Raw genomic sequence first — 25,206 nt, 5'->3', positions numbered from 1 at the left:
ATGACGGATGGCTCGCCAACAGGCAAGGGTATGAGTAAGTCACACCCTGTTACTTTTGACACGAGGTCGAACCGCATTGTTCCGCTCATTCGCCGCTTCGTTCGCCGCCCTCGGGCTCGCCTTCGCCCTTCCCGCCTGCGCGCAGCCCGCGCCACAGGTCGCGACGACGCCCGCCGATCCCGCTTTGTGGGTGGTGAAGGACAAGGACACCACGATCTATCTGTTCGGCACGATCCATGTGCTGAAACCCGGCCTGTCGTGGTTCGACGAGGCGGTGAAGAAGGCGTTCGATCGCTCCGGCACGCTCGTCCTCGAAATGGTCGAGCCGGATCAGGAAACGCAGCAGAAGGTGGTGCTGTCCAAGGCCTTCGCGCCCAACGGCCCGACGTTGACCGAGCAATTGCCGCCGGAAAAGCGCGCCGCTTTCGCCACCGCGCTGACCGAGAACGGGCTGGCGCTGTCGCAATTCGATCGGATGCGCCCGTGGTTCGCCGCGATCAGCCTGTCGATCCTGCCGCTCGAAAAGATCGGTTATGATCCCGCGAACGGCCCCGAAGGCATCCTGACCCGCGCGGCAAAGGCGCAGAAGAAGCAGGTAATGGGGCTGGAGACGTTCGAAGGGCAGCTGTCCATCTTCGACAGGCTCTCGCAAAAGGGACAGGTCGAGCTGCTCTCCTCGACGATCGACGAACTGCCCAAGGCGCGGGAAAATATGGACAAGATGGTCGCCGACTGGGCGGCCGGGCGGCCCGAGGAACTGGCGAAGGACATGAACGCCTCGCTGGAGGATTCCCCCGAGGTGGCGCAAACGCTGCTGCTCAACCGCAACAAGCAATGGGCGGGGTGGATCGCGGAGCGCATGCGCACGCCGGGCACGGTGTTCATCGCGGTCGGCGCCGGGCATCTGGCGGGCAAGGGCAGCGTGCAGGACGAACTGCTGCGCTACAAGCTGAAGGCGGTGCGGATTAAGTATTGAGGGCGAATCCGCCCCATCATTGCTTTTTTCGTCGCGTCCCGCTAAGCGCGCCGGCTTCCCGTCATGGTCATCCCTGGAGGCGTGGCGGGAGATGAACCACTTTCGTTTCGGAGATATTGTATGAGCGATACGCTGACGCTCGCAGCCGAGACGCGTGATCGGATTGGCAAGGGAGCCTCCCGTGATCTGCGTCGTCAAGGCCGCGTACCCGCCGTGATCTACGGCCAGAACAAAGAGCCCACCTCGATCCATCTCGAGGAAAAGGCGCTCGTGAAGGCGCTCGGCACCGGGCACTTCATGAACTCGGTCGTCATGGTCAACGGTGAGCGCACGCTGCCGAAGGACGTGCATTTCCACCCGGTCACCGATCGTCCGGTCCACGTCGATTTCCTGCGCATCAGCGCGCACGCCAAGGTCACCGTTGCGGTGCCGGTCGTGTTCGCGGACGAAGAGGAAGCCCCCGGCCTGAAGAAGGGCGGCGTGCTCAACATCGTTCGCCACGAGCTGGAGCTGGTGTGCGACGCGGCGGAAATCCCCGGTGAGATCGCGATCTCGCTCAAGGGCTTCGATGTCGGCGAATCGATCCACATCTCGAACGTGAAGCTGCCTAAGGGCACCGCTTCGGCGATCGAAGACCGCGATTTCACCATCGCGACGATCGTTGCCCCGTCGGCGCTCAAGTCGACCGAAGGCGCGGCCGAGGTTGCGGCTGAGGAAGAAGGCGACAAGGCGGAGTAATTCGCCCGATCGTCTGCTAGCCAATTCGGGCGGGGTGACGGCAACGTCCCCCCGCCCGTTTCATATCGGAGGGAATGCGCGTGCAATTGTGGGTCGGTCTGGGCAATCCGGGGCCGCAATATGCGATGCACCGGCACAATGTCGGGTTCATGGCGCTCGACGCGATCGCCGTCGTGCATGATTTCGGCCCGGTCACGAAGAAGTTTCAGGGCTGGGTGCAGGAAGGGCGGCTGGGATCGGAGAAGATCCTGCTGCTGAAGCCCGCCACGTTCATGAACGAAAGCGGCCGCAGTGTCGGCGAGGCGCTGCGCTTCTACAAGCTCGATGTAGACGCGCTCACCGTGTTCCACGACGAACTCGATCTCGCGCCGTTCAAGGTCAAGGTGAAACGCGGCGGGGGCACCGCCGGGCACAACGGGCTGCGCTCGATCGACCAGCATCTCGGCCCCGATTTCCGCCGCGTGCGGATCGGCATCGGCCATCCCGGTCACAAGGATCGCGTCACCGGCTATGTGCTCGGCAATTACGCCAAGAATGAGATCGATCCGTTGTCCGATCTGCTCGGCGCGGTCGCGGCGGAGGCACCATGGCTCGCCGGTGATGACGACGCGCGTTTCATGAACGACGTGGCGCTCCGGCTGGGGGATTGAGCCGCCGCCGTCTCCCCCTTCCCCGTTTCGAACAAGGCCCCGCCCCATGCCGATCCGCACGCTGTTTCCCACCCTGTTCTACGAAGACCGCATCGCCGACGAGGCGCTGATCGCAGATCTCGAACAATCGGCGCATGTGCTGGCGCAGGAGGATGGCGCTGGCCGCGCATGGTCGCGCGCGCACGGCTATCGCGGCTACACCAGTTATGCCTCGCTCAACGATCTGCCCGCGCGCGATCCCGCCTTTGCCGCGCTGAAGCGTCGGCTGGACAAGCATGTCGCCGCCTTCGCCAGCGAATTGCAACTCGATCTGGGCGGCCGGCGGCTGAAGCTCGACAGCCTGTGGGTCAATGTGATGAAGCGCCATGCGACCCATTCCGGGCATATCCATCCGCATAGCGTGATCTCCGGCACCTTCTATGTCGCGGTGCCGGCGAGATCGGGCGCGCTCAAGCTCGAAGACCCGCGTCTGCCGATGCTGATGGCCGCACCGTTGCGCCCCGATACTTTCGTTTATGCCGAGCCCGCGACCGGAAGCGTATTCCTGTGGGAAAGCTGGCTGCGCCACGAAGTGATGCCGAGCGACGCGAAGGACGAACGGATCAGCATCAGCTTCAATTATAGCTGATCGTTCAAAATCCTGCTGCGGGATTAACCGCGCGCCCAGAACCCGTTCATCTTCATCGCGCTATGTGCCCATATTAGCCGGGAGGAAGAAGGGAGTCGCATTGCGATGGCTGGATTTCGCTTTTCCCGTTTCGGCGCCTCGGTCGCGCTCGCCGCGCTCGCGCTGGCCGGCTGCAAGCCCGCCGCGAGCGACAATCAGGCGCTTTTGAACAACCAGAGCGCCGCTGCCGCGCTCCCCGATCTGCCCGCGACGCTGCCGATGACCGACGCGCCGGCGGCCCCCATCACCGCCGCGCCCCGCGTGGCCGCGTTGCCGGAAGCCCCGCCGATCCGCACCGTGCGGGTGCGCGATCCGGGCAGCGGCGCAGGCTATGCCTATGCCGACGCCGCTTATCGCTTCAGCGACGCGCTGGGCGAGGCCCCGCCCGATTACGGCTTCGACTATGAGGGCGTCCAGCCGTGGGCATGGCAGGGCTATGATGATTCGGTGGTCTTCGCGGAGCCGGTCTCCGGGGGGTATCGCACTTATTATTATCGGCCCGGCGCGGATCAGCCGTATTTCGTCCGCGATCCCTATTATTCCTATGGTTATGACGATGGCCAGCTCGCCGTGGTCTATGCCGCCGATGGCGCGATCGTGCCGTGGGCGGATTATGGGCCACAGGTGATCTATGCCTCGCGCTATCTGGTGCGCGGGCGTGATCTGTGGCGCGCCTCGCGTGAGCAGCGCATCCCGATCAGCGCCGGGAGCTGGAACAATCAACGCGGCGGCTGGTTCGGCGCGCAGCAGCAATGGGGCGCCGTGCGCGCGCGCCAGCCGATATGGGCGAGCTATGCGCAAACCGATGCCCCCGCGCAAAGCCACTGGCAGGCGGAGCAGGTGCGCCGCGCCGCCGACACCAATCGCTTCGCCGAATGGCAGGCCCAGGGCTTCCGCTCCGCGCCGCCGCCGCGCGCGATCCCTACGCAATGGCAACAGGCGTCCTGGGCACAAAATCGCAACCATTTCGCGCCGGCCGCGGCAGCGGTGGTTGCGGGTGGCGCGGTCGCCGCAGAAGCGGTGCTGGCGCACGACGCCGCCGTGGCGGCACAGCGCCGAAACGCAGCGACGATGCGCCAGCAACAGGAACGTCAGGCCCAGATCGCCGATTCCGCCCGCGTCCAGCAGGAACAGGCGCGGATGGTCGCGCAACGTCAGCAGCAGCAACAGGCGATGCAGGCGCAGGCCGGCCGCACGCAACAGGCTCACGCGGCCGACATGGCGCGCCGCGATCAGCAAGCCGGCCAGATGCAGCGCCAACAGGCCGTGCGAGCGGAGCAACAACAGGCCCGCGCCGCAGACACCGCGCGCCGCGAACAGGCGCAAGCCGCCCGCGTGCAACAGGCCCATGCGACCGACATGGCGCGCCGCGAACAGCAAGCCGGCCAGACGCAGCGTCAGCAGGCCCTGCGAGCGGAGCAACAACAGGCCCGCGCCGCCGGCGTCGCGCAGCATCGCGAACAGCAACTCGAGCAGACCCAACGTCAACAGGCCGCACGGATCGAGCAACAACAAAGCCGCGCCGCCGCGATGGCGCAACGTCGCGAACAACAGGCCAACGAGATACAGCACCAGCAGGCCGCGCGGATGGAACAGCAGCAGGCTCGCGCCGCCGATAACGCGCGCCGCGAACAGGCCAGCGCCGCGCGTGCGGAGGAGGCACAGGCCCACGCGCAGCAACAGCAGGCCCGCGCCGCGGAGTCCGCCCAACGCGCGCAGGCGCAGGTCGCGCGCGCCGCCGAACAGCATGCGCCCCGCCCTGCCGCGCCGCCGCGCGAGCATCCGGAACGTCCGCACGACCATCGCTGAGCCGATCCTCGGGGTGGCGCGATGCGGGCGGAGGCTGTACGGCCGCCCGCATCCCCCTTCTTGAGGAACGAATATGGGTTTCCGCTGCGGCATCGTGGGCCTGCCCAATGTGGGCAAGTCCACCCTCTTCAACGCGCTGACCGAGACGGCGGCGGCGCAGGCCGCGAACTATCCTTTCTGCACGATCGAGCCAAACGTCGGCAATGTCGGCGTCCCCGATCCGCGCCTGGCGAAGCTCGCAGCGATCGCCGGTTCGGCCAAGATCATCGAGACGCAGCTCGCCTTCGTCGACATCGCCGGGCTGGTGCGCGGCGCTTCCAAGGGCGAGGGCCTCGGCAACCAGTTCCTCGGCAATATCCGTGAAGTGGACGCGATCGTCCATGTGCTGCGCTGCTTCGAGGATGGCGACGTGACGCACGTCGAGGGCAAGGTCGATCCGATCGCCGACGCCGAAACGGTCGAGACCGAACTGATGCTCGCCGATCTCGAAAGTCTCGAAAAGCGCGTGCCCAATCTGATCAAGAAGGGCCAGTCAGGCGACAAGGAAGCGAAAATCGCCGCCAGCGTACTGGGGCAGGCGCTCGATCTGCTGCGTGAGGGCAAACCCGCGCGGCTGACCCAGCCGAAGGATGTCGAGGAGCAGCGGCTGTTCGCGCAGGCGCAATTGCTCACCGCCAAGCCGGTGCTCTATGTCTGCAACGTCGAGGAAGCGAGTGCGGCGAACGGCAACGCTTTGTCCGCGCGCGTGTTCGAACGCGCGGCGGCCGAGGGCGCCGAAGCCGTCGTCGTCTCCGCCGCGATCGAGGCGGAAATCGCGACGATGCCGATGGAGGATCGCGGTGAGTTCCTCGCCGAGCTGGGGCTGGCCGAAACCGGCCTCGCCCGCGTGATCCGCGCCGGCTATACCTTGCTCCACCTGCTCACCTTCTTCACGGTCGGGCCGAAGGAAGCGCGCGCCTGGACGGTTCCGGCGGGATCGAAGGCACCGCAGGCCGCCGGCGCGATCCACACCGATTTCGAACGCGGCTTCATCCGCGCCGAAACGATCGCGTTCGACGATTATGTCGCGCTGGGCGGCGAAGCCGGCGCGCGCGAGGCCGGCAAGCTTCGACAGGAGGGCAAGGAATATCTCGTCCACGATGGCGACGTAATGCTGTTCCGCTTCAACGTGTGATGTAGTTCCGCAGGCTCCCCGTCACCCGGCGTTATGCCGGGGCGGCGGGGAGCCGATCGGCGTGGGCTTATCCCTCGAACGCGGTGATGATCGGGCACCCCCCGCCCTCGCCCGCCGCGCAGGATCGCGCCAGCCGCGCCAGCGACTCGCGCGCGGCGGCAAGCTCGGCGATCTTCGCGTCCAGCACGATGATGCGGTGTTCGGCGAGCGCGCGTGCCGCCGCGCGATCCTCCCCCGCATCGAGCGCGAGCAGCTCGGCGATCTCATCGAGCGTGAACCCCGCGCCCTGCGCCGCGCGGATGAAGCGCAGCCGGCGCAGCGCCTCCGCGTCATAGCGCCGGATGCCGCCGTCGATCCCGTGGCCGGCGCGCGGCGGCGTCTCGATCAGCCCGCGCCGCTGGTAATAACGCACCGTTTCCACGCCTACGCCGCCCGCTTTCGCCAGCGCACCGATCGTCATTGCCGCCATCGCTTGACTCCGTACCATGGTACGGCCCCTATATCGGCACGCATGGATACCACCGCAAGCAAGAGCGCCACGCTCTATCGTATGGTCATGCCCGGCCACACCTGCCCTTATGGCGTGAAGGCGAAATGGCAGCTCGAACGCCACGGCTATCGCGTCGATGATCGCTGGCTCACCACCCGCGCCGAAACCGATGCCTTCAAGGCGCGATATGATGTGCAGACCACGCCGCAAACTTTCATCGATGGCGAACGGGTCGGCGGTTATGACGATCTGCGCCGTTTCTTCGGCAAGACCGTGCCCGCCCCCGGCGCGACCAGTTATCGCCCGGTGATCGCGCTGTTCGCGATGACCGCATTGATGGCGCTTGCCGCGAGCCATGCCGTGTTCGGCTCCCCCTTCACGATCCGCGCAGGCGAATGGTTCATCGCGTTCAGCATGTGTGTGCTCGCGCTGCTCAAATTGCAGGATGTCGAGAAATTCTCCTCGATGTTCGTGAACTACGATCTGCTCGCGGCGCGGTGGGTGCCCTATGCCTATCTCTATCCGTTCCTGGAGGGGCTGGCCGGCGTGCTGATGGTCGCGGGTGCGCTGACATGGTTCGCCGCTCCGCTCGCCCTGGTGATCGGCGGGATCGGCGCGATTTCCGTGTTCAAGGCGGTCTATCTCGATCGGCGCGAGTTGAAATGCGCCTGTGTCGGCGGGTCGTCGAACGTGCCGCTCGGCTTCGTCTCGCTGACCGAAAATGTGATGATGGTGGCGATGGCGGTGTGGATGCTGGCCGGGATGCATTGACGCATAAGCGCGGCGCGCTGATTGTGCCTTCCACCTGTCATCCGCCGCGCGTAAGCGCTTGAGGATGATCGGTCGCACCCTCGTGCTCGCCGCGCTCGCCGCTTTGGGTGGCTGCGCCTATCCTTATACCCCGCATGGCCTGCCGCCGGCGAACCAGCCGGCGCCGGTCGCGAACGCGCCGGCCGCAGCGGAGCACCGCGCGCCCGTCACCATCCTGATCTCGATCGACGGCTTCCGCCCGGATTATCTCGATCGCGGCGTCAGCCCGAATCTCTCGCGGCTCGCGGCAAGCGGCGTGTCGGCGGCGATGCGTCCGTCCTTCCCGTCCAAGACCTTCCCCAATCACTGGACGCTCGTTACGGGCCTCCGCCCGGATCGCCACGGCATCGTCGCCAACAACATGGAAGACCCCGCCCGGCCGGCCGAGAAATTCAGCATGGCGACCGAAGATCCCTTCTGGTGGAATACCGCCGAGCCGATGTGGGTAACCGCGCAAAAGGCCGGCATCCACGCCGCCTCGATGTTCTGGCCCGGCTCCAGCGTCGGCTGGGGCGGCACGCGCGCGGCGGAATGGCCGAACAACGTCACCAATGGCATGCGCCCGGACGACTGGCAGCAATTCACCCAACAGATGCCCGGCGAGAATCGCGTCAATGCGGTGATCGACTGGCTGCGCCGCCCCCCCGCCACGCGCCCCGGCTTCATCACGCTCTATTTCGATACGGTGGACACCGCCGGCCACCAGTTCGGCCCCGCCAGCCGCGAAGTGACGACGGCGGTGGGCGAGGTCGATCGCTGGATCGGCGATTTGACGGCGGGGCTGGCACAACTCGGCCAGCCCGCCAATCTAGTGATCGTCGCCGATCATGGCATGGCGCCGACCTCCAGCGACCGCGTGATCGCGCTGGACAAGCTCATCAGCCCCGACGACGCGCAGATCATCGAAGCCGGCCCCTATGTCAGCTTCGTCCCCGCCCCCGGCCGCGATGCGGCGGTCGCGGCGGTGTTGCTCAAGCCGCACCCGCATCTCACCTGCTGGCGCAAAGGCGAGATTCCGGCGCGCTTCCATTATGGCAGCAACGTCCGCGTGCCCCCGTATTTCTGCCTCGCGGAGGATGGCTGGATGGCGATGAAGACCGCGCCCGCAAAACCGTTCACGCGCGGCGAGCATGGCTATGACAACGATCAGGCGGACATGCGCGCCTTGTTCATCGCCAACGGCCCGGCGTTCATCGCGGGGCGCAAGCTGCCGACGTTCGATAATGTCGATATCGCGCCGCTGCTGCGCGATCTGCTCGGGCTGCCGGCGGGGGTCGGGCTCGACGGCAACGACGCGCCGTTCCGCGCGGTGCTCAACAAGCAATAAGCGAAAGGGTCAGGATGCAATATTTCGAGGATATCGCGGTCGGCACGAAGGCCAGCTTCGGCGCCTATCAGGTGACGCGTGAGGAAGTGATCGAGTTCGCGGGCAAATATGATCCCCAGCCCTTCCACCTTTCCGACGAAGCCGCCGCCCAGACCTTTTTCGGGCGGCTTTCGGCGAGCGGCTGGCACACCTGCGCGATGGTGATGTCGATGATCGTCGAAAATCTGAAGCACAATCAACAGGCCGGGCTCGGCTCCCCCGGTATTGACGAATTGCGCTGGCTCACGCCGGTTTTCCCCGGCGATACCCTGCGTTGCGAGACCGAGGTGATCGAGAAGCGCCAGTCCGCCAGCCGCCCGGAAATGGGCATCTTCAAGAGCCGCATGACGGTGTTCAACCAGCATGACGTACCGGTCATGACGATGATCTCGAACGGCCTGATCCGCACTCGATCGGGGGCGACCGCAACGGCGTGACGGGACGCGGCGGCGTGTCGCGCGAGGCGGATCTCGTTGCGCTGATCGCGGCGGACGATCGGCGCATGGCGGCGCTGGCGATCGTCGGGTCGCTTGGTTTGGCGGATTGCTGGATCGGCGCGGGCTTCGTGCGCGATGCGGTGTGGGATCACCTCCACGGGCGTCCGCCCGCGATGCCGCACGGCGATGTCGATGTGCTGTACTTCGATCGCGGCAACCTCGCCCACGATAATGATGCGGCACTGGAGCGCCGGCTGCGCATCGCCGCTCCCGAACTCGATTGGTCGGTCAGGAATCAGGCGAGAATGCATGTGCGTAATGGCGATCGGCCTTACCGATCGGTCCGCGATGCGATGCGCTTCTGGCCCGAGACCGCGACCGCCGTGGCGATTCGGCTGGCGGCCGATGGCGTGATCGAGGTGAATGCGCCTTTCGGGCTGGAGGATCTCTACCTCCTGCGCCTCGTCCCGACGGAAACTTTCGTCGCACGGAAGCGTGCGATTTTCGACAAGCGGATCACGGACAAGAATTGGATGGCGCGTTATCCGTTGCTCCGCGCCATCCAATCAGATCCGCCGTTCTCGGGCGTCTAGCTAAAGCGGATATCAGCGCGGGGGCCGCCCGCCGCCCGGCCTGCCGCCATGATTGCCGCCATTCGGCCCGCGACGGAAATCATGCCAGTTCGCGCGCGGATTGGGCCTTGCCGCCTGACCGTTGCCGCCCGGGCGGCCATGCCAATAGCTGTCGCCCCGGCCCTGCCAGTAACGCTGCTGATCGCCGTTCCACCGATATGGCCGACGCCCGCGATCATAAACGTACACGCCGGTACCGGGATAGTAATAGTCGCCGTACCAGCCCCAATAACCGTCGCCGTAGCCGTAGCCGCCATAGCCGTCGTAATAGCCCGGCGCCCCATAGCCGACCGACATGCCGCCATAGCCATAATCGTCGACGCAGCCCGACACGCCGATCCCTGCCGCGCCAATCAGCGCCACAAGCATGATGCGTTTCCGATCCATTGTCTTTCTCCCACAAGCCGGGCGATCCACGCACAGCATCAGCGGCCAATCCAATAATGGAACGCCGACGAATGTTCCTCCGCCTGCGAAACCAACTGTGGTCATTATGTGACGGGGGGTGTGAAGCGCCGCTGAACTGGCCTGTTCTCCACCGTTCAGGATCAAGCGTGCCCGGCGCGCGATACATTGCCCGCTACGATGCCGGCCGCCTCCTTGCGCCACTATCGGCGCACGCGGCTCGACTGTTACTGGAAGGCATGTGGACGAGCCGCTCCTCGATCCTGTCCGCTGCGGTCACCGCCGCGCTCTCGATCCGGCGCGATCGAGCGATGATGCCTCCGCGCCGCCCGGCGGGCGGCGCGTCAATGCCCCGGAAACGCCACCAGCGCATCGACCTTGATGCCATCCGTCGCCAGCGCGGCCGCGCCACCCAGATCGGGGAGGTCGATCAGGAATTGCGCCTGCGTCACCACCGCGCCAGCCTTGCGCAGCAGGCGGATCGCGGCACGCGCGGTGCCGCCAGTGGCGATCAGATCATCGACCAGCAGCACGCGTGCGCCGGGCGCCAGCGCATCGGCGTGCATCGCGATACGGTCGCTGCCATATTCAAGCGCATAATCCTCCGCGATCGTCGCGCCCGGCAGCTTGCCGTCCTTGCGGATCAGCAGCACCCCGGCCCTCAGCGGCACCGCCAGCGCGGCCGCGAACAGGAAGCCGCGCGCCTCGATCCCGGCGACGAGATCGATCGGCCCGTCGGTCGCCGCTACCATCCGCTCGACGCTCGCGGCGAGCCCGGCCGGCGACAGGAGCAAGGTGGTGATGTCGCGAAACGCGATCCCCGGTTTGGGGAAATCCGGGATGGTGCGGATCAGCGCCTTCAGATCGTCATTCACCGGCATCTCCATCCGCGCGACTGCGCTCGCGCTATCCAAACGCAAAACGGCGGCCGGGGTTCGCACCACGGCCGCCGTTTCATCTACCCGCACCCTTCACGCGGTGAAGGAGCGGCCAATCCTCAATGCTTAAGGTCGCGCCACACGTTCTGATACGCGCCCCAGGCGAGGAAGCAGAAGATCGCGAGGAACAGCACCGTCGCCAGCCCCGCGCCGTGGCGCGATTCCAGGTTCGGCTCGGCCGTCCAGGTCAGGAAGGCGGCGACGTCGCGCGCCATCTGATCCTTGGTCGCCTTGGTGCCATCGGCATAGGTGACCTGACCGTCGGCGGTCAGCGGCGGCGGCATCGCGATGTTCAGGTTCGCGAACACCGGGTTATAGTGCAGCCCCTTCGGCGTCACCGAGCCCGGGAATTCCTTCACCAGCTCGGCCGGCTGATCGCGATAGCCCATCAACAACGCGTGGACGTAGTTGGAGCCATTCTCACGCGCCTTGGCCATCAGCGAGAGATCAGGCGGCAGCGCGTTGTTGTTCGCGGCGCGCGCGGCGACCTCGTTGGCGAACGGCGACGGGAACGGATCGGCCGGCACGTTCTTGCGCGTTGCCGCCTCGCCCGTATCCGGGTTGATGCTCGGCTGCTCGATCACCCAGCCCTGCGCGATCGCCTTCACCTGCGCTTCGGAATAGCCGAGCTTGGCGAGATCGCGGAAGTGGACGTATTTCAGCGAATGGCAAGCCGCGCAGACTTCCTTGTAAACCTGGAAGCCACGCTGAACCTGCTGCTGATCGAACTTGCCGAACAGGCCGGCGGACTTCAGCCCGATATTTTCCGGCTCGACGCGGAAGACGTGCTCGGCGGATTCGGGCGTCGGATCGGTGATCGTGGTTTTCACCGTGCCGAACAGCGCGAAACCGAGCGCCGTCAGGAACGCCGCGCCGATCAGGAGTGCGATGGTACGAACCATTGTCTTGTCAGTCCCCTGTTCGGCTCAGTGTGCCAGCGCCGGTTGGGCCGGCTGTGTTTCGCCGTGCTTTGCCAGCACTGCTTCGGTGATCGAATTGGGCAGCGGGCGCGGCCGCTCCGAACGCGCGACCATCGGCAGGATGATCAGGAAGTGCGCGAAGTAATAAGCCGACGCGATCTGCCCCATGATCACGTTGCGCGCGATCGGTTCCGCCCCGCCGACATAGCCGAGCACCAGCACGTCCACGAGCAGCACGCCGAGGAACCAGCGATACTTCGGACGATAGCTGGCCGAACGCACCGGCGACGAATCCAGCCACGGCAGGAAGAACAGCAGCAGGATCGAGCCGAACATCGCGAGCACGCCCCACAGCTTCGCCGGCAGGATCAGATCCGCGGTGAAGCTCTTCAGGATCGCGTAGAACGGCAGGAAATACCATTCGGGCACGATGTGCGCGGGGGTCGAAAGCGGGTTCGCCTCGATATAATTGTCCGGGTGGCCAAGCAGGTTCGGCGCGAAGAACACCAGCACCGCGAACACCAGGAAGAACACGCCGACGCCGACGCCATCCTTGGCGGTGTAATACGGGTGGAACGGCACCGTATCCTGCTCGCCCTTCACGTCCACGCCGGTCGGGTTGTTCGAGCCCGGAATGTGCAGCGCCCAGATGTGCAGGATGATGACGCCCGCGATCACGAACGGCAGCAGATAATGGAGCGAGAAGAAACGGTTCAGCGCGGCATTGTCGGGCGCGAAACCGCCCAGCAGCCAGATGCGGATCGTTTCGCCGACGCCTGGTATCGCCGAGAAGAAGCCGGTGATAACCTGCGCCCCCCAGAAGCTCATCTGGCCCCATGGCAGCACATAGCCCATGAAGGCGGTGGCCATCATCAGCAGGAAGATCACGACGCCCAGCAGCCACACCATCTCGCGCGGCGCCTTGTACGAGCCGTAATATAGCCCGCGTGCGATATGGACATAGACGACCAGCAGGAACATCGACGCGCCGTTGGCGTGCGCATAGCGCAGCAGCCAGCCGCCGTTGACGTCACGCATGATATGCTCGGTCGAGCCGAACGCGACCAGCGCGTTGGGCGCATAATGCATCGCCAGCACGACGCCGGTGATGATCTGGCACACCAGCGCCACCCCGGCGAGCACGCCGAAATTCCACCAGTAGTTGAGGTTGCGCGGCACCGGATAACCGGCACCGATCGAATTATAGACGAGGCGCGGCAGAGGCAGCTTCTCGTCCAGCCACCGCATCAGCGGCTGCTTTGGCTCATAATGTTTGGCCCAGGGAAAGCTCATCTTGCGCTACCTCAACCGACCGTGACGGCCGTGTCAGACTTGAAGGTGTAATCGGGAACGTGCAGGTTGAGCGGCGCCGGTCCCTGGCGGATGCGCGCGGCCGTATCGTAGGCCGAGCCGTGGCACGGGCAGAAATAACCGCCGAACGGCCCGCGATTCTCGCCCTCGCCGGCGCCCAGCGGCACGCAGCCGAGATGGGTGCACACGCCGAGCGTGATCAGCCAGTTCTTCTTGCCCGGCTTGGTGCGCTGCTCCAGCGTCTGCGGGTCACGCAGCGTGTTCAGCGGCACCGCATCGGCTTCGGCGATTTCCTTCGGCGTCAGGTTGCGCACGAACAGCGGCTGCTTGCGGAAGATCGTCTTGATCGCCTGCCCCGGCGCGATCTTCGACAGATCGACGTCGGTGGTCGCCTGCGCGAGCACGTCCGCGGACGGGTTCATCTGGTTGATCAGCGGCAGGACGATGACGCCCGCACCGACACCGGCCCACGCTACGGCAGCGATATTGATGAAATCGCGGCGGCGGGGATCGTGATCTTCCTCAAGATATCGGACTGGGTTCGCACCCGGGGGAATCGTGTCTTCGACCGTCGCCATTCGCTAACCCTTGTCCCTTCCTGCCGGGCGGGCGCATCGTAGCGGATCTCGATCCTCCCACGCCCACCTTTTGACCACCGTCCCCACGGAGGCTCGGGCCTGATAGCCGCGCCCCCCGCCGCTGCCAACAGCATTTTGCGCTAATCCATCATCGTAACGACCGCGCCCTTCCGCCGGAAACCCGCGCGCGCTAATCACGCGGCGATGCGCATCGCCCTCTATGAACCCGATATCGCGGGCAACGTCGGCACGATCCTGCGGCTCGCGGCCTGCATGGGCGCCGGAGTCGATCTGATCGAGCCGATGGGTTTTCCGTGGAGCGATCGCGCGCTCGCCCGCGCCGGGATGGACTATGCCGGCGCGGCCGATGTGACGCGCCACGCCGACTGGGCGAGCTTCATCGCGCAGGCCGGCGGGCGGATCGTGCTTGCCACCACTAGCGGCGCGATTCCGCTGCCGCAGGCGAATTTCCGCGCCGACGACATCCTGTTGTTCGGCTCGGAGGGCGCTGGCGTGCCGCCAGCGGTTCACGATCGCGCCGATCTGCGCGTGCGGGTGCCGATGCGCGCCGGCTTCCGCTCGCTCAACATCGCGGTATCCGCCGCGATCATGCTGGGCGAGGCATTGCGGCAGACCGGCGGCTGGCCGGATTGATTCGCTGAGATAGCGCCCCCGCCCGGCGTCAAAGCCGCGCGGATCACGCGCTTACGCCGCCGCTTCCGCATGGCGGTGAACCATCGCGGCGAGCCGGCCGTCGATGATTTCCTCCGCCTCGGCGACGATGCGATCGACCAGTTCCTTCACGGTCGGCACGTCATGGATCAGCCCCTGCACCATGCCGGCGGACCAGATGCCGCCATCGGTATCGCCATTCTCCATCGCCGCGACGCCGCGCTTGCCCGCGACGAGGTGCTGCACGTCCTCGAACTTCGCGCCGCCGCGCCGCTCGATCGCGACGACCTCCTGGCTCACCGCATTCTTCATTACGCGCGCGGTATTGTGGAGCGTGCGGAAGATCAGATCGGTCGCGCGCTCGTCGTTCGCCACCATCTGCTGCTTGAAGCTTTCGGGAATCTCGGCCTCTTTGGTGACGCAGAAGCGCGTGCCCATGTTAATGCCGTCCGCGCCCAGCGCGAGCGCCGCGACCAGCCCGCGACCGTCACCGAACCCGCCCGACGCGAGCATCGGCACCTTCACCTTGTTCGCGGCCGCCGGGATCAGGATCAAGCCGGGGATATCATCCTCGCCCGGATGGCCGGCGCATTCGAAACCGTCGATCGAGATCGCATCGACCCCCATCCGCTCGGCGGAAAGCGCGTGGCGGACGGCGGTGCATTTGTGGATCACCTTGATCCCGTGCGCCTTGAAATCGTCGACATGCTCTTGCGGCTTATAACCCGCGGTCTCGACGATCTTCACCCCGCCCTCGATGATCGCGCGGCGATATTCGGCATAAGGCGGGGGCGTGATCGTCGGCAGGATCGTCAGGTTCACGCCGAACGGCTTGTCGGTCAGATCGCGGCAGCGCGCGATCTCCTTCGCCAGCGCCTCGGGCGTCGGCTGGGTGAGCGCGGTGATGAAGCCCAATGCGCCGGCATTGGCGACCGCGGCGACCAGCGGCGCGCGGCCGACCCACTGCATCCCGCCCTGCGCGATCGGATATTCGATCCCGAACGCCTCGGTGAACCGTGTCTTCAGCATAGCCCTCTCCCTCGCCGCCCTGCGGGCATCGGTGTTCCGTAACTCTTGTTATGCCGATTCGGCGCCGTCTCGCAAGTCCCGTGCCGCCCACGTCGGCGACGGCGGCGGCCCGGCATCCGCCGGATGCCGGCCGCCCCGCGCGCCGTCACCCCGGCCTCATGCCGGGGCGACAGTCAGCTCAACGCTGCGTCCCGATCGCCTGCCAGCCGCTGCGCGGGCGAATCTGGCTCTCGGTGCGGTAATCCACATCATCCCAGCCAAGCTCAGCGAATTCCTTCCGACGCGGACCGAGATAGCCGAACAGGAACGCACCCACCTTGCGCATCTGGATCTCCTCCGCGCCCTCGGTGATGCGATAGCGGCGGTGGTGGCGATAGATGTGCTCGAATGGCTTGTGCCGCGAATAGCCGATGCCGCCATGTACCTGCATCGCGCGATCGGCCGCCTCGCAGCACAGCCGGTTCGCCCAGTAATTGCACATGCTGACCTTGTCGGAGAGGCGCTTCTCCACCTCCGGGTGCGGCATCTGATCCATTTCCCACGCGGTCTTGCGGATCAGCAGGCGCAGCATCTCGGTCTGCGTGGCGAGTTCCACCAGCGGGAACTGGATCGCCTGATTGCGCGCCAGTTCCTCGCCGAACGGCTTGCGTTGGCGGGCATAGCGCACCGCTTCCTCGATGCAGTAAACCGCCGCGCCCAGGCTGGAGGCCGCCTGCCGGATGCGGTTTTCATGGACGAAGCTCTGCGCCAGCGGCAGGCCGGTGTCGGCGGGGCCGAACATCGCGCTGTCGGGCACCCACACGTCGTTGAAGCTGACGCGCGGGTGATCCGTCGGCATGTTGAAGGTCCAGAGATATTCCTCGATCTGCACGCCCGGCGCATCGGACGGCACGAGGAAGCAGCTGATGCCGCGCGCCGCGCCATCCTCGCCGCTGGTCCGCGCAAACAGGGCGCAATGCGTCGCGACGTGCATGCCCGTCGTCCACATCTTCTCGCCGTTGAGCAGCCAGCCGGACACGCCGTCGCGCTCCTGCCGCACGCCGCGCGTTTCCATGTGAGTCGCGTCCGATCCGTGATCCGGCTCGGTCAGGCCGAAGGTGATGCGCTTGGTGCCATCAAGCATGCCGGGGATGAACTCGGCCTTCTGCTCGTCGGTGCCGAAATCGTCGAACATCTTGGCGAAGGGATTGTTCGCGACGATCGAATGCTCGTTCTGCAGATCGTTATGCAGCCCCAGCCCCTTTGAGGCGAGATATTCGCGGATCACGCACATCCACAGGTTGGATCCGCCCTTCCCGCCGAATTTGGGCAGCAGCGCGAACCGCAGATGCCCCGCCTTGTCGGCGCGGCGCTTCGCCTCGCGCAGCAGCTCTTCCCATTCGTGGCGCGGCAGGCCGCCATTTTCGAAATCGGTCCGCGCCCATTCGCGGCGGTGATCGAAAAAGCGGACATTATCGTCCGCGTCTTCCAAAGGCTTGATTTCCGCCTCGATGAAGGCATCCAGTTCGGCCAGATAGTCGATCAGATCCTGGGGCAGTGCGAAATCCATATTGATCCTCTCCGAACAAACCTTAGTGTTCTATGCAATTTGACGCAGCGCGGCATGAATGGCCAGCCTGAAATGACAAGGAAGCATATGGCGGACGTTGCGGAAAGACTTATGGCACTTGCGCCGGCAATGGCGGGCGGACAGGCGCGAATCGCCGATCTTGGGCTGCTCACCGGCGGGGCGAGCATGGAGACATGGGCGTTCACGCTGGTTCCCGCATCCGGCGAATCGACCCAGCTCATCCTGCGTCGCGGCAATTCCCCCCTCGCCACCCATCCCGGCAACAAGCCGCCGCTCCGGATCGAGGCGGAGCTGATCGCGGCGGCCGTCGCGCATGGCGTGCCCGCGCCGGAGGTGGTGCATATCTGCACGGAGGCGGACGGGCTGGGCGAGGCTTATGTCATGCGCCGCGTCTCGGGCGAGACGCTGGGCAAGCGCATCGCCACCGATCCCGCGTTCGACGCGATTCGCCCCGCGCTGGCGCGGCAATGCGGCGCGGCGCTCGCGCGTATCCACGCCACCCCGCCGGTCGCCGAGCTGGCCGCGCTCGATATCCGCACCACACTCGCCAATTATGAGGAAACCTGGCGCACAGCCGGCGTGATCCGCCCGACGATCGAGGCCGCGTTCCGCTGGCTGGAGCGCCGCGTGCCGGAGACGACCGATCTCACGCTGGTCCACGGCGATTTCCGCAACGGCAATCTGATGGTCGATCCCGCAACCGGGCTCGCCGCCGTGCTCGACTGGGAACTGGCGCATATCGGCGATCCGGCGGAGGATATCGGCTGGATCTGCACCAACAGCTGGCGTTTCGGCCGGCCGCAGCATCGCGTCGGCGGGTTCGGCGATCTCGATGATCTGCTCGATGGCTATGTCGCGGCGGGCGGCACGAGAATCGCGAAGGAGCGTGTCGATTTCTGGCAGATGCTCGGCAGCCTGAAATGGGGCGTGATGACCACGATGATGCACGCGCGCTGGGCCGCCGATACCTCCGCCGGGCCGGAACGCGCCGTGATCGGGCGGCGCTTGTCGGAAACCGAGGCGGATATCGTCGCCATCATCGAACGGAGCGCCGCATGATCACTCATCCCACCGCAGAGGCATTGGTAGCGGGCGTCGCCGGCTGGCTCCCGGTCGACGGCAGCGCGAGCGGTTTCACGCTCCGCGTCGCACGCAACGCGCTGGAGATCGCGGCGCGCGACATGGCGCTCGGCGCGTCCGCCGATGCCCGCGCCGCCACCCGCATCGCCGCGCTGCTCGGGCGCGACGACACCGGAGACCGTGACGCGCTCGATCGCTTGCTGGTGGAGGCGATCCGCCATGGCGACATCGCGCCGGACGATGCCCGGCTGATCGCGCACATGAAGGCATGCGCGCTCGATACGCTCGCAATCGATCAGCCGCGCTACGCCCATGAGCTGGGCTGAGCCTTTCGCTCGCGTTCCAAATTGGAACACTGCAACGCCACGTTAATCTTTTATTAATGCAGGAAACCCGGCATCCGCCGCCCCGACAGTTCGGGGAGTGATATGATGAAGACGATGGCTTTCTTCGCTACGGCAGCCGCCGCGGCATTCGTCGCAGCGCCGGCTTCGGCGGCAACGACGATCAACCTGGTTCCGGTGCTCGGCACGCTGAGCGGCGCCTTCGGAAACCTGAACCCGCACCGTTCGGGGACCGACGTCTATAACTTCACCGTGCCGTCGGACGGTGATGTGTTCGGCTTCGTCGGCTCGATCGGGCTGAAGCTCACGCTCACCAACCTTGATTTCACCAAGGTCACGCTGAACGGCGTCGATTTCGACATCAACAGCACCGGCATCCTGGAGGATCGCACGATCTCGCTGCCGGTCCTCGCCGGGCTGCAGACCCTGTCGGTCAGCTACAAGAACGCGCAGGCGTTTTCGAGCTACGGCGGGTTCGTCTCCTTCACCGCCGGCGCGATCGGCGCGGTGCCGGAACCGGCGACCTGGGCGCTGATGATCCTCGGCATGGGCGGCGTCGCGGGTGCGATGCGCCATCGCCGCCGCACGACGGCGACCGTCCGCTTCGCCTGATCGGCCGGATCGTTTGGCAAAAGGGCCGTTCGCCGGTTGGCGGACGGCCCTTTTTGCTGCCCGCGCCCTCTGGACAATCATCGCCATTCCCGCGAAGCGACACGCAGACGTGAGGAGATGGTGATGGCCGGCATGGGCGCGTTCGATTGGGCGGACCCCTTTTTGCTCGACGATCAGTTGAGCGATGACGAGCGGATGGTGCGCGATACCGCGCGATCCTATGCCGAGGATCGGCTGGCCCCGCGCATCATCGATGCTTTCGCCAACGAACACACCGATCCGGAAATCTTCCGCGAGATGGGCGCATTGGGCCTGCTCGGCCCCACCGTGCCGGAAGAATATGGCGGGGTCGGCGCGTCATACGTCGCCTACGGCCTCGTCGCGCGCGAGGTGGAGCGGATCGACTCGGGCTATCGCTCGATGATGAGCGTCCAGTCGAGCCTCGTGATGTACCCGATCTACGCTTACGGATCGGAAGAGCAGCGCCGGAAATATCTGCCGAAGCTCGCCAGCGGCGAATGGATCGGCTGCTTCGGCCTGACCGAGCCGGACGCGGGATCGGACCCCGGCGGCATGAAGACCCGCGCGGTGAAGACCGACGGCGGCTATCGCATTTCCGGCAGCAAGACGTGGATTTCGAACGCGCCGATCGCGGACGTGTTCGTGATCTGGGCCAAATCCGATGCGCATGGCGGCGGCATCCGCGGCTTCGTCCTCGAAAAAGGCATGAAGGGCCTCTCCGCGCCGAAGATCGAGGGCAAGCTCTCCTTGCGCGCGTCGATCACCGGCATGGTGATGATGGATGATGTGGAGGTCGGCGAGGATGCGCTGCTCCCTGAGGTGCAGGGGCTAAAGGGGCCATTCGGCTGCCTCAACCGCGCGCGCTACGGCATTTCGTGGGGATCGCTCGGCGCAGCGGAATTTTGCTTCCACGCCGCGCGGCAATATGGGCTCGATCGTCACCAGTTCGGCCGCCCGCTCGCCGCCAACCAGCTTTATCAGAAGAAGCTCGCCGACATGGAGACCGAGATCGCGCTCGGCCTGCAAGCCTCATTGCGCGTCGGCCGGCTGATGGACGAGGGCAAATTCGCGCCCGAGATGATCTCGATCGTCAAGCGCAACAATGTCGGCAAGGCGCTCGATATCGCGCGGCAAGCGCGCGACATGCACGGCGGCAACGGCATTTCCGGCGAATATCAGGTGATGCGCCACCTGATGAACCTCGAAACCGTCAATACCTATGAAGGCGCGCACGACGTCCACGCGCTCATCCTCGGCCGCGCGATCACCGGAATCGCCGCCTTCTGACAGACGCCCGCCCGGTGAGCCTCGGCCGCGTGCCGAAGGTCACCGGGCCGCACCCGCTGCTCGAAGGCGTGAACGCCCGTTAGTGGTGGTTAGTCGACGTGCCGCTTTTCGGGAATCTGATTAGTGAGAGCTGCCATCTACGGGGCGGATACGGGCTGCTGGGCTGACAGCTCCAGCGCAACCGAAACCGTCGATTTAGGTTCAAATTTCTCCGGGTCCGCAAGGTAGCGAGTTCGCTCTGCGTTATAATGCCCTTCGTCCTTCAGCAGAAGCTTATAATAGCCATTGTATACGGCGGCCATCAAGCCGAAGAGCAATGTGAGTGCTCCACTACTCACCCATACGAATGACACCGCGTAGTCGTCGAGGAAGCGGCCTATGCCGCTTTCGTAAGCTCGATCTTGCGCCGTGGGCCAATCATAGTTCACGCGGAAACGGCCGGCGGACGAATAGGTGCGGAATCGCTCCGGAAAGAGATAGGAGCTGTAATTACCCCAAAGATAGACGAGCGCCTTGTCGCCGGGCTTCATATCTGGAAGCATGATTCTGTTCACATCGTGCAGACTGCTCGTCTTACCGGCGGCATCAATAATCAAGGCGTCTTGCGCGGATAGCGGCGGCATGAGTCGGAAGTTTATATTGGTAACCGGATTGCTGCTATCGTTAGTAACAGTGACGCGAGCGATGCCGTAATCCGAGCTGTCCGCGTCAACGCGGAGCTTCGCCAGCGCATTATTCAGCGCATCGTCGGAAGCGGACGCCTGTTTCGACTGGGCCGGTACAGCTGGACGCGCATACCATGGAGCGAGTTGAACCTCAGCCTGCAGGCGATCCCGACTCACCCAATCGTCGATCGGCGCCTTCAACCACGCGCCCAACGCTGATGTCATCGCCAGGATGACCAGCGCAGTGACTATACCGCCGAACCACTTGCCCACCGCTTCTCACCCCCAGAACCGCGCCCGAACAAGATGAAGTTGAACGATCGACCGATTTCGAGCAAGCCAACTTCACCAACGGACGGCGACAAATGGCGCGCGCCCCGCCACCCCTCCCGCCTCAGATATGCCGCTTCTCCAGCTTCCGCGCGAGCGTCCGCCGGTGCAGCCCCAAGCGGCGTGCGGCCTCCGATATGTTGAAATCCGTATCCACCAGCGTCTGATGGATATGTTCCCATTCCAGCGTCTTGATGCTCGTCGCGCGGGTGGCGATGTCGGCGCCGGGATCGCCGTCCACCCGTGCGAAGGCGGCCTCGATATCGTCGGTATTGGCGGGCTTGGTGAGGTAATTGGTCGCGCCGAGCTTGATCGCCTCAACCGCGGTGGCGATGCTGGCGAAGCCGGTCAGCACCACGATGCGCATCGCCGGATCGATCGCATGGAGCATCTTAACGCAGGTCAGCCCGGAAGCGCCGCCGCCGAGCCGCAGATCGATCACCGCATGATCGGGGGCGAAGCGCCGCGCGACTTCCTCCACCGCATCGGGGCCGTTCAGCACCTCGACCTGATAGCCGCGCCGCTCGAACGAGCGCCCGAGCGTGCGGGCGAACATCGCGTCATCCTCGACGATCAGCAACCGGCCGACGCTCATTTCCAATCCCCCTCGGCCCATTCATCCCGGCCCCATTCGCCCCGCGCGACATTTTCCACGGGTGCCTCTTCCAGCGCGAGCGCGGCGAGCGGCAGCCGGAGCGTGACGATCGCGCCGCGATGTGCGTCGTTGCTCGCCATCAGCGATCCGCCCAGCGTGCGCAGCACATTGGTGGCGAGGAACAGCCCCAGCCCGGCGCCGCGCCGCTCCTTGGTGCTCTGATACGGGCGGCCGATGCTGTCGAGGAAATCGGGCGGGAAGCCGCGTCCGTCATCGCGCACCGCGATCACGATCTCCTCGTCGCCATCCTCATTGTCATCGAGCGCGAGCGTCAGCGTGATGGCGGTCGCGCCGGCCTCGATCGCATTGTCGAACAGGTTGACGAGCGTTTGCGCCAGCGCGCGATCGGCAACGATCGGCGGATCGCGCCACAGGCAATCGTCGAGCGTCACCGCCCCGCCCCAGCGCGCGATAATCCGCCCGACGAAGCGGCGCAGCGTGGTGCGCGCGGGTGCCTCCCCCGTCACCTCGCCGGCGGCGAACAGGATGCCGGCGAGGATCTCCTTGCAGCGCGCCACCTCGGTTTCCAGATCGGCAATCTCAGCGGCGAGCCGGGGATAGGCGCGTACATCCGCCTCGCGCCGCCAGTCACCCAATGTCACCGACAGCGTCGACAAGGGGGTGCCCAGTTCGTGCGCCGCGCCGCTCGCCAGCAATCCCATCCGCACGATCTGTTCCTGTTCCGCCGCGCGCTGACGCATCGCCGCAAGGTGCGCGTCGCGCTGGCGCAGGTTGCGCGCGCTGCGCGTCACGAACATGACGAGCAGCACCGCCGCCATCGTGAAGGTGAGCCAGCTCCCCACCATATAGGGCACCGACAACCGGCTGGCGAAGCCGGCGGGCAGCGGCAGCGGGCGGTGGACAGCCGCGAGCAGCGCGAACGCCCCGCTCGTCACCGCGACCAGCAGCCAGCTGGACCATGTTTCGAGCAGCACCGCCCCCAGCACCACCTGCAACAGGAACAGGGTGATGAACGGATTGGTCGCGCCGCCGGACAGCGCGAGCTGCACGCTGAGCGCGGTGACGTCGATCAGCAGCGCGCCGAGCAGTTCGGCATTGGTGACGGGGAAGCGCGCGGTGGCGAGCTGGACGAGGTTCAGCACCACCAGCCCGCCGATCGTCGTCAGCATCGGCGCGAGCGGCAGGCGGATGCCCATGCCGAATTCGACCACCAGGATCGTCACCAGCTGCCCGCCCACCGCCAGCCAGCGCAGCAGGATCAGCAGCAGCAGGTTGCGCCGCGCGGCATCGTCCGGGCGCGGAATGGCGGTCACCCGGCCCCCTTGCGCCACGCGCGCCACGCCAGCACGGCGAGCAGCGCGGCCATCGCGAACCAGGTCAGCGCATAGCTCAGATGGCTGTTACGGAAGGTGACGATGGTCAGCCCGCCGCGCGGCCATGCGTCGCCATTCGCGCCCGCGTCGATGAACCACGGCGCGACCGGGCCGAGCCCGCGCGCCGCCGCGATCGCGGTGACGTCGCGCGAATACCAGCGATCGGCGGCCGGATCATTGGCGCGCAGGAAGCCGCCGCCCGGCTCGTTCAGCCGCAGCAGCCCGGTGACGCTCGCCGCGCCGCTCGCCGCGGGTGCGCGGCCGCGCATGTCGTTGGGCACGAAACCGCGATTGATGATGATCCGGCCATGCGGCGTATCGAGCGGGGTCATCACCCAATAACCGCCGCCCAGCGCGGTCACCGCCTGCACATAGGCGTCATGGCCGGGCAGCCATTGTCCACGCGCCACGACGCGGGTGTAGGTATCCGCCTTGCCTGCGCGATAAGTGGCGGGTGGCGCGGGCACCGGCGCTGCGGCGAGCTTCGCCTCCACCTGCCGGATCAGTTCACGCTTCCACTGCAACCGCTCGACCTGCCACACGCCGAGCGCAAGAAAGCCCAGGATCGCCGCGATCGTCAGCAGCCGCGCCGCGATCGACTTCATGCGTTGCCGCCAAACGGCAACGGCCCGCCTCGCCGATGGGGCGAAGCGGGCCGGGGAAAGGTGTCGGGCGTGGCCCTGCTCACATCCCGCCCATGTCCATCGTATGCACGCTATGCACCTCCGGCATCGGCGGCATCATGTGATAGTTCATGTTGATCATCACCCACAAGGAACCCGCCAGCGCGATCACGATGATGATGATCGTGAAGATCAGCGCCATCAGCGTCCAGCCGTTTTCCGAGCGGCCGTTCATGTGGAGGAAGTAGATCATGTGGACGACGATCTGCACCACCGCGAACGCCATGATGATCCCGGCGGTGATCGTCTTGTCCGCGATCACGCCGCTCATCACCAGCGCGAACGGCACGGCGGTGAGCACCACCGAAAGCAGGAAGCCGGTGATATAATCGCGCCGCGTGCCATGCGCCGCGCCGCCGGCGCCATGATCGTCGGTTTCGTGTTGATGCGCGCTCATGCCATCGACCCCAGCAGATAGACGAAGGTGAAGACGCCGATCCACACGACGTCGAGGAAGTGCCAGAACAGCGACAGGCATTCCAGCCGCCGCACATTGGCGGTCAGCAGCCCCTTGCGCGACACCTGCACCATCAGCACGACCAACCAGATCGAGCCGAAGGTGACGTGCAGCCCGTGGGTGCCGACCAGCGTGAAGAAGCTGGAGAGGAACGCCGAACGCGACGGGCCCGCGCCTTCGTGGATGAAGTGCGAGAATTCGTATAATTCGATCGCGAGGAAGCCCAGGCCGAACAACAGTGTCACCGCCAGCCAGCCGAGTGTCGCCTGTTTGCGCTTCGCATGCGCCGCGATCATCGCGAAACCGTAAGTGATCGACGAGAACAGCAGCAGCGCGGTGTTGAGCGCCACCAGTTTCAGATCGAACAGTTCGTGCGAGGTGGGGCCGCCCGCGAAATTGCGGCCATAGACGCCCCATGACGCGAACAGCATCGCGAAAATGAGGCAGTCGCTCATGATGTAGATCCAGAAGCCCAGCATCGTGCTGGACCCGCTCTCCTCATGATGCGGCGTCGTTTCCCAATAGACGGGCGTTCCGTCGGCGGCGGTCAGGTTGCGTTGCGCCAT

29 protein-coding genes are annotated in these 25,206 nt (G+C 65.7%); 15 read left to right on the top strand and 14 right to left on the bottom strand.

The window, feature by feature from the left end; translation table 11 throughout:
* Positions 1–76 precede the first annotated feature (76 nt).
* The 6 genes from P0Y64_10385 to ychF all read left to right on the top strand — a co-directional run bounded on the left by P0Y64_10385 (position 77) and on the right by ychF (position 6,014).
* Entirely contained in the window at positions 77–976 is a 900-nt protein-coding gene (locus tag P0Y64_10385; GenBank protein WEK41816.1) for a TraB/GumN family protein, read from the top strand.
* Between the two features lie 120 nt (positions 977–1,096).
* The gene (locus P0Y64_10380; GenBank protein ID WEK41815.1) at positions 1,097–1,714 is read left to right on the top strand and encodes a 50S ribosomal protein L25/general stress protein Ctc; all 618 of its coding nucleotides are present in this window, start codon (positions 1,097–1,099) and stop codon (positions 1,712–1,714) included.
* 80 nt (positions 1,715–1,794) lie between these two features.
* The gene (pth, locus tag P0Y64_10375) at positions 1,795–2,364 is read left to right on the top strand and encodes an aminoacyl-tRNA hydrolase (GenBank protein ID WEK41814.1); all 570 of its coding nucleotides are present in this window, start codon (positions 1,795–1,797) and stop codon (positions 2,362–2,364) included.
* A gap of 46 nt (positions 2,365–2,410) precedes the next feature.
* Entirely contained in the window at positions 2,411–2,992 is a 582-nt protein-coding gene (locus tag P0Y64_10370; protein ID WEK41813.1) for a TIGR02466 family protein, read from the top strand.
* Between the two features lie 105 nt (positions 2,993–3,097).
* Entirely contained in the window at positions 3,098–4,840 is a 1,743-nt protein-coding gene (locus P0Y64_10365; protein WEK41812.1) for a hypothetical protein, read from the top strand.
* Positions 4,841–4,913: 73 nt separating this feature from the next.
* On the top strand, positions 4,914–6,014 hold the full coding sequence (gene ychF / locus P0Y64_10360; GenBank protein ID WEK41811.1) for a redox-regulated ATPase YchF: 1,101 nt from the start codon (positions 4,914–4,916) through the stop codon (positions 6,012–6,014).
* A 67-nt stretch (positions 6,015–6,081) separates the two neighbouring features.
* Here ychF and P0Y64_10355 read toward each other — a convergent pair whose 3' ends face one another.
* A complete protein-coding gene (locus P0Y64_10355) occupies positions 6,082–6,483 on the bottom strand; it encodes a MerR family DNA-binding protein (protein WEK41810.1) in 402 nt (133 codons plus the stop codon).
* A 42-nt stretch (positions 6,484–6,525) separates the two neighbouring features.
* Between P0Y64_10355 and P0Y64_10350 the strand changes: the two genes are divergently transcribed.
* The 4 genes from P0Y64_10350 to P0Y64_10335 all read left to right on the top strand — a co-directional run bounded on the left by P0Y64_10350 (position 6,526) and on the right by P0Y64_10335 (position 9,710).
* Positions 6,526–7,275, top strand: a complete 750-nt coding sequence (locus P0Y64_10350; GenBank protein ID WEK41809.1) for a glutaredoxin domain-containing protein — start codon at positions 6,526–6,528, stop codon at positions 7,273–7,275.
* Between the two features lie 64 nt (positions 7,276–7,339).
* Positions 7,340–8,641, top strand: coding sequence for an ectonucleotide pyrophosphatase/phosphodiesterase (locus P0Y64_10345; GenBank protein WEK41808.1), 1,302 nt, complete (start codon positions 7,340–7,342; stop codon positions 8,639–8,641).
* Positions 8,642–8,655: 14 nt separating this feature from the next.
* The gene (locus tag P0Y64_10340; protein WEK41807.1) at positions 8,656–9,117 is read left to right on the top strand and encodes a MaoC family dehydratase; all 462 of its coding nucleotides are present in this window, start codon (positions 8,656–8,658) and stop codon (positions 9,115–9,117) included.
* On the top strand, positions 9,114–9,710 hold the full coding sequence (locus tag P0Y64_10335) for a nucleotidyltransferase family protein (protein WEK41806.1): 597 nt from the start codon (positions 9,114–9,116) through the stop codon (positions 9,708–9,710). Before P0Y64_10340 ends, P0Y64_10335 begins: the two co-directional genes overlap by 4 nt.
* A 12-nt stretch (positions 9,711–9,722) precedes the next feature.
* On the opposite strand, the gene P0Y64_10330 is transcribed toward P0Y64_10335, so the two are convergent.
* The 5 genes from P0Y64_10330 to petA form a co-directional block, all read right to left on the bottom strand.
* Positions 9,723–10,136, bottom strand: a complete 414-nt coding sequence (locus P0Y64_10330) for a hypothetical protein (protein WEK41805.1) — start codon at positions 10,134–10,136, stop codon at positions 9,723–9,725.
* Between the two features lie 362 nt (positions 10,137–10,498).
* Positions 10,499–11,035, bottom strand: a complete 537-nt coding sequence (locus P0Y64_10325; protein ID WEK41804.1) for an adenine phosphoribosyltransferase — start codon at positions 11,033–11,035, stop codon at positions 10,499–10,501.
* A 116-nt stretch (positions 11,036–11,151) separates the two neighbouring features.
* Complete coding sequence (locus tag P0Y64_10320; GenBank protein ID WEK41803.1) at positions 11,152–11,994, bottom strand: cytochrome c1; 843 nt, start codon at positions 11,992–11,994, stop codon at positions 11,152–11,154.
* Positions 11,995–12,018: 24 nt separating this feature from the next.
* Positions 12,019–13,305: a cytochrome b N-terminal domain-containing protein gene (locus P0Y64_10315; GenBank protein ID WEK41802.1), complete on the bottom strand. Its 1,287-nt coding sequence runs from the start codon at positions 13,303–13,305 to the stop codon at positions 12,019–12,021.
* Positions 13,306–13,316: 11 nt separating this feature from the next.
* The gene (gene petA, locus P0Y64_10310; GenBank protein WEK41801.1) at positions 13,317–13,901 is read right to left on the bottom strand and encodes a ubiquinol-cytochrome c reductase iron-sulfur subunit; all 585 of its coding nucleotides are present in this window, start codon (positions 13,899–13,901) and stop codon (positions 13,317–13,319) included.
* A 204-nt stretch (positions 13,902–14,105) separates the two neighbouring features.
* Here petA and P0Y64_10305 point away from each other — a divergent pair, with 204 nt between their 5' ends.
* Positions 14,106–14,555 (top strand): tRNA (cytidine(34)-2'-O)-methyltransferase, encoded by a 450-nt coding sequence (locus P0Y64_10305; GenBank protein ID WEK41800.1) that lies wholly within the window; start codon positions 14,106–14,108, stop codon positions 14,553–14,555.
* Positions 14,556–14,606: 51 nt separating this feature from the next.
* On the opposite strand, the gene P0Y64_10300 is transcribed toward P0Y64_10305, so the two are convergent.
* Together P0Y64_10300 and P0Y64_10295 are read right to left on the bottom strand one after the other, a co-directional pair.
* Positions 14,607–15,602 carry a nitronate monooxygenase family protein gene (locus tag P0Y64_10300; protein ID WEK41799.1) on the bottom strand — a complete coding sequence of 332 codons (996 nt, stop codon included), beginning with the start codon at positions 15,600–15,602 and terminating at the stop codon, positions 14,607–14,609.
* Positions 15,603–15,780: 178 nt separating this feature from the next.
* Positions 15,781–17,151 (bottom strand): acyl-CoA dehydrogenase family protein, encoded by a 1,371-nt coding sequence (locus P0Y64_10295; GenBank protein WEK41798.1) that lies wholly within the window; start codon positions 17,149–17,151, stop codon positions 15,781–15,783.
* Positions 17,152–17,262: 111 nt separating this feature from the next.
* Between P0Y64_10295 and P0Y64_10290 the strand changes: the two genes are divergently transcribed.
* The 4 genes from P0Y64_10290 to P0Y64_10275 all read left to right on the top strand — a co-directional run bounded on the left by P0Y64_10290 (position 17,263) and on the right by P0Y64_10275 (position 20,516).
* Positions 17,263–18,231 carry a phosphotransferase family protein gene (locus P0Y64_10290; protein WEK41797.1) on the top strand — a complete coding sequence of 323 codons (969 nt, stop codon included), beginning with the start codon at positions 17,263–17,265 and terminating at the stop codon, positions 18,229–18,231.
* Positions 18,228–18,578 carry a DUF6285 domain-containing protein gene (locus P0Y64_10285; GenBank protein WEK41796.1) on the top strand — a complete coding sequence of 117 codons (351 nt, stop codon included), beginning with the start codon at positions 18,228–18,230 and terminating at the stop codon, positions 18,576–18,578. Before P0Y64_10290 ends, P0Y64_10285 begins: the two co-directional genes overlap by 4 nt.
* Positions 18,579–18,683: 105 nt before the next feature.
* Positions 18,684–19,208, top strand: a complete 525-nt coding sequence (locus tag P0Y64_10280) for an FxDxF family PEP-CTERM protein (GenBank protein WEK41795.1) — start codon at positions 18,684–18,686, stop codon at positions 19,206–19,208.
* A 123-nt stretch (positions 19,209–19,331) separates the two neighbouring features.
* On the top strand, positions 19,332–20,516 hold the full coding sequence (locus tag P0Y64_10275; GenBank protein ID WEK41794.1) for an acyl-CoA dehydrogenase: 1,185 nt from the start codon (positions 19,332–19,334) through the stop codon (positions 20,514–20,516).
* 137 nt (positions 20,517–20,653) lie between these two features.
* Here the strand turns inward: P0Y64_10275 and P0Y64_10270 are convergent, their stop codons facing one another.
* The 6 genes from P0Y64_10270 to cyoC all read right to left on the bottom strand — a co-directional run bounded on the left by P0Y64_10270 (position 20,654) and on the right by cyoC (position 25,206).
* On the bottom strand, positions 20,654–21,454 hold the full coding sequence (locus P0Y64_10270) for a hypothetical protein (protein WEK41793.1): 801 nt from the start codon (positions 21,452–21,454) through the stop codon (positions 20,654–20,656).
* A gap of 121 nt (positions 21,455–21,575) precedes the next feature.
* Positions 21,576–22,106 carry a response regulator transcription factor gene (locus tag P0Y64_10265; GenBank protein WEK41792.1) on the bottom strand — a complete coding sequence of 177 codons (531 nt, stop codon included), beginning with the start codon at positions 22,104–22,106 and terminating at the stop codon, positions 21,576–21,578.
* Entirely contained in the window at positions 22,103–23,440 is a 1,338-nt protein-coding gene (locus P0Y64_10260; GenBank protein ID WEK41791.1) for an ATP-binding protein, read from the bottom strand. Before P0Y64_10260 ends, P0Y64_10265 begins: the two co-directional genes overlap by 4 nt.
* Complete coding sequence (locus tag P0Y64_10255) at positions 23,437–24,105, bottom strand: SURF1 family protein (protein ID WEK41790.1); 669 nt, start codon at positions 24,103–24,105, stop codon at positions 23,437–23,439. The genes P0Y64_10260 and P0Y64_10255 overlap by 4 nt, the downstream gene beginning before the upstream one ends.
* A gap of 79 nt (positions 24,106–24,184) precedes the next feature.
* Positions 24,185–24,580: a cytochrome o ubiquinol oxidase subunit IV gene (gene cyoD / locus P0Y64_10250; GenBank protein ID WEK41789.1), complete on the bottom strand. Its 396-nt coding sequence runs from the start codon at positions 24,578–24,580 to the stop codon at positions 24,185–24,187.
* Positions 24,577–25,206, bottom strand: a complete 630-nt coding sequence (gene cyoC, locus P0Y64_10245; GenBank protein WEK41788.1) for a cytochrome o ubiquinol oxidase subunit III — start codon at positions 25,204–25,206, stop codon at positions 24,577–24,579. The genes cyoD and cyoC overlap by 4 nt, the downstream gene beginning before the upstream one ends.

The sequence above is a fragment of the Candidatus Sphingomonas colombiensis genome (assembly GCA_029202845.1).
In the GTDB taxonomy this organism is placed as follows: Bacteria; Pseudomonadota; Alphaproteobacteria; order Sphingomonadales; family Sphingomonadaceae; genus Sphingomonas; species Sphingomonas colombiensis.
Note: the sequence above shows the minus strand (reverse complement) of the source record. Positions and strands in the feature narration are given on the sequence as shown.